At 69.7% G+C, this 7,997-nt stretch carries 8 protein-coding genes; 4 read left to right on the top strand and 4 right to left on the bottom strand.

What is annotated here, in order from left to right; translation table 11 throughout:
- The 3 genes from C1J01_RS43795 to C1J01_RS43785 form a co-directional block, all read left to right on the top strand.
- A partial coding sequence (locus tag C1J01_RS43795; protein WP_235855062.1) for a COG1470 family protein occupies positions 1–1,308 on the top strand: 1,308 nt, incomplete at its 5' end.
- 119 nt (positions 1,309–1,427) lie between these two features.
- The gene (locus C1J01_RS43790; protein WP_146615947.1) at positions 1,428–2,342 is read left to right on the top strand and encodes a peptidylprolyl isomerase; all 915 of its coding nucleotides are present in this window, start codon (positions 1,428–1,430) and stop codon (positions 2,340–2,342) included.
- A 354-nt stretch (positions 2,343–2,696) separates the two neighbouring features.
- Positions 2,697–2,903 carry a hypothetical protein gene (locus C1J01_RS43785; protein WP_111184927.1) on the top strand — a complete coding sequence of 69 codons (207 nt, stop codon included), beginning with the start codon at positions 2,697–2,699 and terminating at the stop codon, positions 2,901–2,903.
- A gap of 127 nt (positions 2,904–3,030) precedes the next feature.
- Here the strand turns inward: C1J01_RS43785 and C1J01_RS43780 are convergent, their stop codons facing one another.
- Positions 3,031–3,855 (bottom strand): peptidase dimerization domain-containing protein, encoded by an 825-nt coding sequence (locus tag C1J01_RS43780; protein ID WP_235855061.1) that lies wholly within the window; start codon positions 3,853–3,855, stop codon positions 3,031–3,033.
- A gap of 844 nt (positions 3,856–4,699) precedes the next feature.
- Between C1J01_RS43780 and C1J01_RS43775 the strand changes: the two genes are divergently transcribed.
- Positions 4,700–5,656 carry a hypothetical protein gene (locus tag C1J01_RS43775; protein WP_146615946.1) on the top strand — a complete coding sequence of 319 codons (957 nt, stop codon included), beginning with the start codon at positions 4,700–4,702 and terminating at the stop codon, positions 5,654–5,656.
- Between the two features lie 578 nt (positions 5,657–6,234).
- Here C1J01_RS43775 and C1J01_RS43770 read toward each other — a convergent pair.
- From C1J01_RS43770 to C1J01_RS43760, 3 genes are all read right to left on the bottom strand, one after another.
- A complete protein-coding gene (locus C1J01_RS43770) occupies positions 6,235–6,789 on the bottom strand; it encodes a MarR family winged helix-turn-helix transcriptional regulator (protein ID WP_111184925.1) in 555 nt (184 codons plus the stop codon).
- A gap of 500 nt (positions 6,790–7,289) precedes the next feature.
- Positions 7,290–7,715, bottom strand: a complete 426-nt coding sequence (locus tag C1J01_RS43765; protein ID WP_111184924.1) for an Ohr family peroxiredoxin — start codon at positions 7,713–7,715, stop codon at positions 7,290–7,292.
- A gap of 100 nt (positions 7,716–7,815) precedes the next feature.
- Positions 7,816–7,997 (bottom strand): alpha/beta fold hydrolase family protein (locus C1J01_RS43760; RefSeq protein ID WP_220040414.1); only part of this gene is annotated, 182 nt, incomplete at its 5' end.

Below are 7,997 nucleotides of genomic sequence, written 5' to 3'. Positions count from 1 at the left end.
GCCGCGGAGGCCCCGAAGGCCCCGAAGGCCCCGGACGGCCATGCGGTGACGATCCGGCTGGTCGAGTCCACGGGCTTGGGCAGCCGCGCGCAGCTCTCCTCCTCCGTCCTGCCGCTCGACACCCTGATCCACTCCGACCTCCTCGAACGCCCCGGCGCCCCGGCCGCCACCCTCGACCTCAACGGCTTCGAGATCGCCACCTACCTCACCGAGGCTTTCGACCACCTCACCCCGACCGCGACAAAACCCGGCCCAGCACCTGCGCCCGCAGAAACGAGCCCCGCAACCCTCCATACGGCAGCAGAAACCACTTCCCCACCCACCCATACGGGGGCAGAGACCGGCCCCTTGCCCACCCATCCGGGCGCAGAGGTCGGTCGCGCTCCCAAGCCCGCGGAGGCGGAGGACAGCCCCACACCCGCCCATACGGGGGCAGAGGTCGGTCGCGCGCCCGTCCCCGCGGCTGGGCACGACCAACTGGACGCCCGCTCCACAGCGGGGCACAGCCATGTGGAGCTCGGTCCCACTGTCGAGCAGGCGCAGCCCGTCTACAGCCGTTACTGGCTGCACAACAAGGGCCCCGCTCCGCTGGGATACCTGCCGATCTCCATCACCGTCGGCCCCGGTCTGGTCGCTTCGCCGGAGGGGCCGTTCGAGGTCGAGGTGGTGCTGTCGTCCCACCTGACGGACGAAGCCCACGAGGGCGTGGTGGACATCCGCGTGCCCGACGGCTGGTCCGCCACGCCCGCCCGGCGCCCGTACCGGCTCGCTCCCGACGGCCACCTGTGCTTCCCGGTCACCGTCCAGCCCGCGTCGGGAGCCGCGCTCAGGCCAGGGCTGCACTTCGTCGCGGCCCGCACCCACGCCGGCGGTCAACTCGTCGAAGACGTCACCACCGTGGCCATCGGCGACGGCCCGGAGCTCCCCGTGGCAGGCCCGCCACCGGAGTCGGCCATCCACGGCACCACGTCGGCCGAGGCCCGCCCCACCGGCCTGTCGGTCACCCCGGCCACCGACGCGCTGTCCCTGCGTCCCGGCGACCGTACGTCGCTGGGTCTCCGACTCACCAACACGACCGCCGACGAGATCCGCGGCGAGACCCAGCTCGCCTCCCCGTGGGGCACGTGGGCCATGCTCCCGCAGGTCATCCAGGGCTTCACCGTTCCCGCGGGCGAGACGATCGACGTGGCGTTCCCGGTGAACGTCCCGGCTGACGCGCCGGCCGGTCACGCCTGGGCCATGGCCAAGGTCATGTGGTTCGGCCGCTGCCAGTACTCCCCGGCGATCCGCCTGGAGGTGACCCGGTGACACCTCCTTCGACCACCGCCCACCACCAGGCACACCCACCGGAAGCGGCTCCGAAGCCACCCACGACAACCACTACGGCCGACGACCACAGCCATACGCCTGAGAGCGGTTCAGCGGAGGTGATCGGGTGGGTCGATGACCGTCCGATCCCACGGGAGCGCCTCGACCAGCGCATCGCCGGCCTACGCAACGGTCCGCTCAGATCAGCGCTGCCCGTACCGGGGACGTCGGAAGATCGGCAGCTCGCTCGCTGGGTGACCCAGGTCATCCTCACCGAAGCCCTCTGCGAGGCGACCGCCATCCGCCTGGGGCTGCGCTCCGACCCATCCGGCTCGCTCCCGCACCCGGACGCCGGTCCTGAGCAAGAGCCGACCGAACCCAAGCCGGAGCTTGCCGAAGCCGGGCCGGAGAAAACCGAACCTGACCCGGACAGAACCGAACCGGCGCGGGACAGAACCGAACCGGAGCCGGAGGGAACCGGTCCTGAGGAAACCGGCTCCACGATGTCCATACTCGATCGGGTCGCAGCCGTGGAGCTCGGCTCGATCAACGCCGCCGCCTACAACGGCAACCCATGGGTACGGGCCGTGTTCCGCCAGGTCACGGCCAAGGTCACCGTTCCACCGGAGTGGCGGCGGACGCCCTCACCCGAGCACACCACACGCCACCTCGTACGCCACCGCCTGTTCAACGATCCGGTGCACGCGCGGGAGGTGACGGAAGCCGAGCTGGAGCCTCTTGGGGCGGTCGAGCTCGATTCGTTGCCGTCCGCGATCGCAGAAGCGCTCAGAAGCCACCCATACGGAACGCTCGTCGGCCCGGTCAAGGACGCCCTCGGCTGGCACGTCGCCGTAGCCACCCTCGTCGAGTCCACTCCAACACCCGAAGCGCACGACGAGCCCCTCGTCGAGGCGGCGCGACGGAAGGCATTCGCGCGATGGCTCGACGACATGCGATCAAGACGCGTACGACTCGTCCCCGGCCTCGAACACCCCGGCGACCCTCGCCAGCCCGACAACCACCACAAACACTGATGCCTCGCAGCCGTCGTTGATGACATCGGCGAAACCAAGCGGAGCCACGCTGATGCACGAATCCGGCCCCCTGGCGTACTGATAGGCGAGCCCGGTGCGCCGGTACGCAAGCGCGATTCCCACGTGCGCCGAGGCGCGAATCCGGTTGCCGGGTATGTCCGCCACCCGGCCGACGCCACCTACGGACGCGCGTGGCACCCGAGCAGGCTGCCCCGACCGGCCAGCCGGCAAGCCCGACTCGATCAGCGGCGCGCGAATCGCTGACCGGCTCGATCCTGGGGCCTGCTGTGCCGGCTGGCGTGCTCCTGGGGCGCCCGCACGGCCTGGGTGCTGTACGGAGCCGACGCTGTCGCGATGGTCTACAGCGCCGGCCTGGCCGGTGGGCGCATGCGCGCCGCGGGCATCGCCGTCCTGTACTGGGGCGTGCTGTCGGTGTTCGCCTTCCGGAGCCAGACCGGGCTCGGCTGCGTCCTCGACGCCGTGCCTGCCAAGCTCGCCCGGCGGCCGGCGTGCGCTGAGGATTTCCAGGTGGCATCCGTGGCCAAGCCGGGGAACGCATGACGAATGATCACGAAGTCAGGCGCCGAATGTCGTTACGCGACTTCGCCCGCCAGCGCCTCACTCCCGGGCCTGGATGACCGCCGCGCCGCGTGCCGGTTCAGTGCCCGGATCGCCAGCCCCGCGTGGATCAGTGCGCCGTCGGCGAGCACCCGGTCGTCGAACACCGCTCGCGGGCTGTGGTTGATCGGCGCCGTCGCCGGATCGTCGGCGCCGCTCGCGACGAGGTGGAGATAGCAGCCGTGGTCTCGGTACGCAGGCGCGCCTGGTTCGCCGCCGAGAAGGTGCGTACCGTGGCGTCGATCTCGGCCGTGTCGGGGATGACGGTGGATCCGGTGCCGGCGTGGATCGAGCCGACCGTGACGACCACCGGATCGAAGACGTCGAAACGCCGGGTGACCGGGGTCTGCAACGAGGTCACGATCTCCGCCGCCACGGTGACCGGGTCACGGCTCAGGTGCGGCATGGAGGCGTGCCCGCCGGTTCCGTACACGGTCACCTTGAGTCCCGCCGTCGCCGCCATCAACGGGCCGGGTCGGCTGAGGAACAGTCCGGCGCCGCATGCGTGCATCGCGCCGTCCACCTGGCCGACGTGGTCGAGCCTGGTCGTCTCGGTGATCGGCAGGGCGTCCATGTCGGCTCGCAGCAGCACTGCGGGGGCGGGTTCGCCGCCGAGGACCGCCGCGCCCGGGTGTCCGCCGCGCAGCACCGCGGTCACCGAGCTCAACGACCTGCCCACGGTGATCTCGTAGACCTGTATGTTGACGCGCAGCGAGTCCCAGATCTCGCCCAGGCCGGGAGCTGGGCGAGCACGGTCCGGTTGGCCTCCGGATTTGCTCACCGGCATGGCCGGTCGATGTCCACGGGCCGCATAGGTCGCGGCGTACATGGTCACCAACACGCCGCCGAGCGAGTGCCCGACGACGATCGGCGCCGCGAGCCCGGCCTCGGTCACCTCGCGTGAATGGTGAGTACGACCTCGCCGAGGTCGTGGTTGTCCCACCTCGAGCCCCTCGGCCCCGGGCGTGGTCGATGCGCGGCATCTGGCGGCCCGGGTCGAGTGGTCGCCGGCTCGTCCAGCAGCGGTCCCCATCGGCACCGGTCCCAGGTGAGTCCGTGCAGGAGGACCAGCGGAGGCCGGTCTCAGGCGCGCCATAAGGGTCAGCGGCGAGGCCGCCGAAGTTGCTGCTGCAGGACACGCCGCTCTCCAGAGTTCGAAGATCTCGCCCGGAAGGCGTAACTCTCGGGTGAACGATTTGTACGTGAGGCAGACCACACGCTCCAGCGGGGCCGGTCCGCCCGGGGGCAGGCTGGTAACGGAGGAAACGGCCGGTGCGCAGTAACGCCCGCAGGTGGGCTCCCGCCAGCGGCGCCGCAGCTTCCACCCGGCTGAGCTCGGCTTGCAATGCCCTGGTCGCGTGCCGGCGAGCCGACCGTCAAGCATCCGCAGCCGTTGCCGGCAGGCCGTGCGAGCGGCGTCATCCAGACCCGGCGCGACCTCCAGATGGCGCATGCTGTCGTCGGTGAAGCGCCGCCTTCACACCCAGACCAGAAGCCCGACACGCGACCACATAGTCGTCGCAGGTCAGTGGCGCGCCGACGGTGTGCGCACTCGTTGATGAAGACTTGGCAGGGCTACGACCGGAGAACACGCGCTGCACCGCGACCTGCTGAGCCGACTCGCCGGGTTTTGGGTCGCCGATCCCGCGTTGAGCACTAGCCGAGCGCATTGTCGGGAACCGGGGCAAGTGTCCGAACTCGGTCGCTAACCATCGTGTGATCGCCCTATGCTCCCGCTCATGTCTTCTCAACCCATTGCGCCACACGTAAGTCAAGAGCTCACCGACCCGCCGACGCCTGCAGCATCGCAACCGCCGGAAGACGGGCGACATCATGAGGACGACGACAAGGTGGGCGTACTGGACCTGCTCGAAAAGGTCGGGTCGGTCGTCGTCCCGCTTGGTGTGACGTTGTACGCGCTGCTTTACATGGGCTACCAGGGGATGTACGCCATCTTCGGCATCACCCCCGAACAGGCGGGTATCGACCAGTCGGTGCTGCTCGGCAGGCTGCTGGGCACACTTCTGCCCCTGCTGATCCTCGGCGCGATCGCCATCGGGGTCCTCATCAGCCTGGGCTGGCTGCTGAACGTGATCACGCGTGGCTGGGTGGGCCGGGCGGTGCAACAGGCCAGGGAGCAGCCGTGGATCATCGCCGTGATCGCAGCGGCATGGGCGGGCGCGTCCTATCTGGGTTGGTTGTACTTCATGACCGCTCTTGACGCCGCTGATCCCAGCGCAAAAGTAACCGTCGAAGCGAGTGACGTGCTGCTCGCAGCCGGGATCGGCGTGCTGGCCTACGTCGTGCCCTTCCGGTTGCTACGACGCAGGCCGGTCGGCCGGGCGGGGCTGAAGGTGCTGGTCGGGGCGCTCACCGGGATCGGGCTCGGCTACGTCCTCATGATTCAGATGATCTACGGCGCCATCTCGGTGCTCGAGAAAGGGGAGTCCACCGCTCTGCTGGACGCCGTCGGCTTCCAGACGCAGTGGGCGAAACTTCAGGACAGCAGCGGCAAGCCTCTCTACGACAGTCGCTGGATGATGGTGCTCGGCGAGCACGAGGGCGGATACGCCTTCTACGACTGCGACAAGGCACAGACGTTCCGCAAGTTCTCCGAAAGCACGATCCTGACCGAGGTGCAAATGTGGCCTCCCGACCGCGAGAAGAGCTTCGCCTGCGGAAGCCTCGCGGAGTAGGGCTGCCCTTGACGCAAAGGCCGGCGTCTCGGACCGCCGAGATCCCGGTACACGGCGACGGCGTCTTCGACCTTCGCAGCGGTGCGGCGAACTCCCGGCGGGGTCGAACGTAGCCGTCGAGCCGCTGAGGTGCTGTCGAACGGGAGATCGGCAAGCACCTGTCTCTGAATGTTTCGGCTGGGCCCAACAGGCCGTCCACGTCGAGGCGTTGACCGGGTGGGAGCGGCTGGGCGAGGCCTGCCCTTGACGGTCGGGACTGGAGCCGGTCGATCTTGCCGCGGAGCAGAAATGTCCGCGAGCCTCGCCGCGACGCCGGGCGGAGCATCCCACTGCCGCTGCTTGGCGTCGTAGCAGGCCGGGCTCTCTCCCGCTCGGATACGCCATCACTGCCCCAGGCGCTGGGCGTGGACCTGTCCGTCTTCTGATCGTGCTCGACCACCACGACCGCCTGTGCGGCGCTGGATCGCCCGCCCGTCCCCCGCTGAGTGCTCAGGCGCTTCCCCGGATGGGCACAGCGGGCTGTGGGCCGGGCCTTGAACCCCGGCTTCTTCGCGTCCGAGCACGTGTGATGTGCGACCTCACGGCCGGCCGACCCTGCCCGGAGGCAGGCGCCTCGGCCGCCGAGCGGACGTCGGTCGGGGCGCCTCGTCCAGTCCGGTGTAGCCGCTGGCGGAGGTGGTGATGCCACGGAGGACGTGCTGCAGTTGGATGACGGTGGCCTCGTCGATGCCCATGGCCGTACCGATGGCGGCCGGGATGTGGCGGGTCTGTGCCTGCAGCGCACGTCCGTCGTCGGTGAGCGCGATCTCTACGGAGCGTTCGTCGTCCGCGCGGCGCCGGCGGCTCAGCAGACCACGGGTCTCCAGTCGCTTGAGCAGCGGGGAGAGGGTGTTGTAGTCGAGCCGGAGTTCCTCGACCAGCTCGCGAACCGTAGTCCTGTCCTGTTGCCACAGCACGATCATCACGAGGTACTGGGGATAGGTCAGCCCCAGGGGATCCAGCAGAGAGCGGTAGACCGCGGTGACGCTGCGCGAAGCCGCGTACAGGTCGAAGCACAGCAGCGCGGACAGCGGCCCCGGGTTGGTGTCCGGTGGTGGCGCCGCGCTGGTGTCATGCGAGGCAGGAGTCGTCATGTCTTGAGCGTAGCCGGAGAATAGCGCCCTCGATTGACTCGCCTGCGAGGTGCTGCGCGGCTCGGCATGGGTGCGGAAGCCGTGGCTTCCGAAGGGGGATGGTGACCTGCGGGTGCTGATCTGACGGGCTCGTACGGCGGTCGGGCCGCCACAAGCCGCAAGCGTGTCCGACTTCCGCGGATGTCCATGACCGACGACATCCATTTCACGCGCTGGGGCGGAGACGAGAGGATCATCGCCCCGCCCTCCAGGGTCAGCGAGTAAGGAGGCGGCCGGGTCAGCGTGTGCCGGGGGCGCGCTGATGGCACCGTGCCCGTACGGCTGCGCTTCTCCTGCCACGTGGCGTTTCCCGCGTCTCCGCGGGCACACGAGGGCACCCGACCACGGCGCGGTGGTCGGGTGCTCGCCGGGCCGTCGCCGAGGGACGGGCACGCCTTGTCGGGCTGGTCGGCTTCAGGCCGGATGTGCGGGTTGTGACATGGCTTCCGGGGCCATGAAGGTCAGGCGACGGTGGCGTCGACGGTGACCGGGATGGTGCCGCTGACAGCCTTGGAGTACGGGCAGGTCTGGTGGGCGGCGGCGGCGAGTTCGTCGGCGGTCTCCTGGGACACTCCCGCCATCTCGACGTGCAGGGCGGCGCTGAGGCTGAACCCGTCGGCGTTCTGGTGCAGGGTGACCTCGGCGATGACGGCCGAGTCGGTGACGGGGATCTTGCGCTGGGCGGCGATGAACTTCAGGGCCGAATGAAAGCAGGCCGACCAGCCGGCGGCGAAGAGCTGCTCGGGGTTGGTGCCGCCGCCGGGACCGCCGACCGCGGCGGGGACGGCGAGGGTGAGGTCGAGCAGGCCGTCGTCGGAGACGCTGCGGCCTCCCGCGCGGCCGTCCCCGGTCGAGGTGGCGATGCCGGTGTAGGTGCTCTCGGACATGGTGGCGCCTTCTTTCTGTTTGCGTGGTGAGGGTCCGGCCGGTTCGTGCAGTGGGGCCGGTCGGATATGGGTGTTCGGCACTGCCGAAGTCTGGACGGGGTCAGCGGGTGGTGTCGCGGGCGGCACGTTCGATGAGGTTGGCGACGGTGGTGGGCTGGGAGACCAGAACGGCGTGGGAGGCATTCTTCACTTCGACGGTGGCGCGGGCGTGGGCACGGTCGGCCATGAAGTGCTGGGCGGCCGGGGGGATGTTCTTGTCGCCGGTCGGGATGAGCATGTAGG

Origin of the sequence: Nonomuraea aridisoli (assembly GCF_003236395.1) — a bacterium.
GTDB classification, from domain to species: Bacteria; Actinomycetota; Actinomycetes; order Streptosporangiales; family Streptosporangiaceae; genus Nonomuraea; species Nonomuraea aridisoli.
Note: the sequence above shows the minus strand (reverse complement) of the source record. Positions and strands in the feature narration are given on the sequence as shown.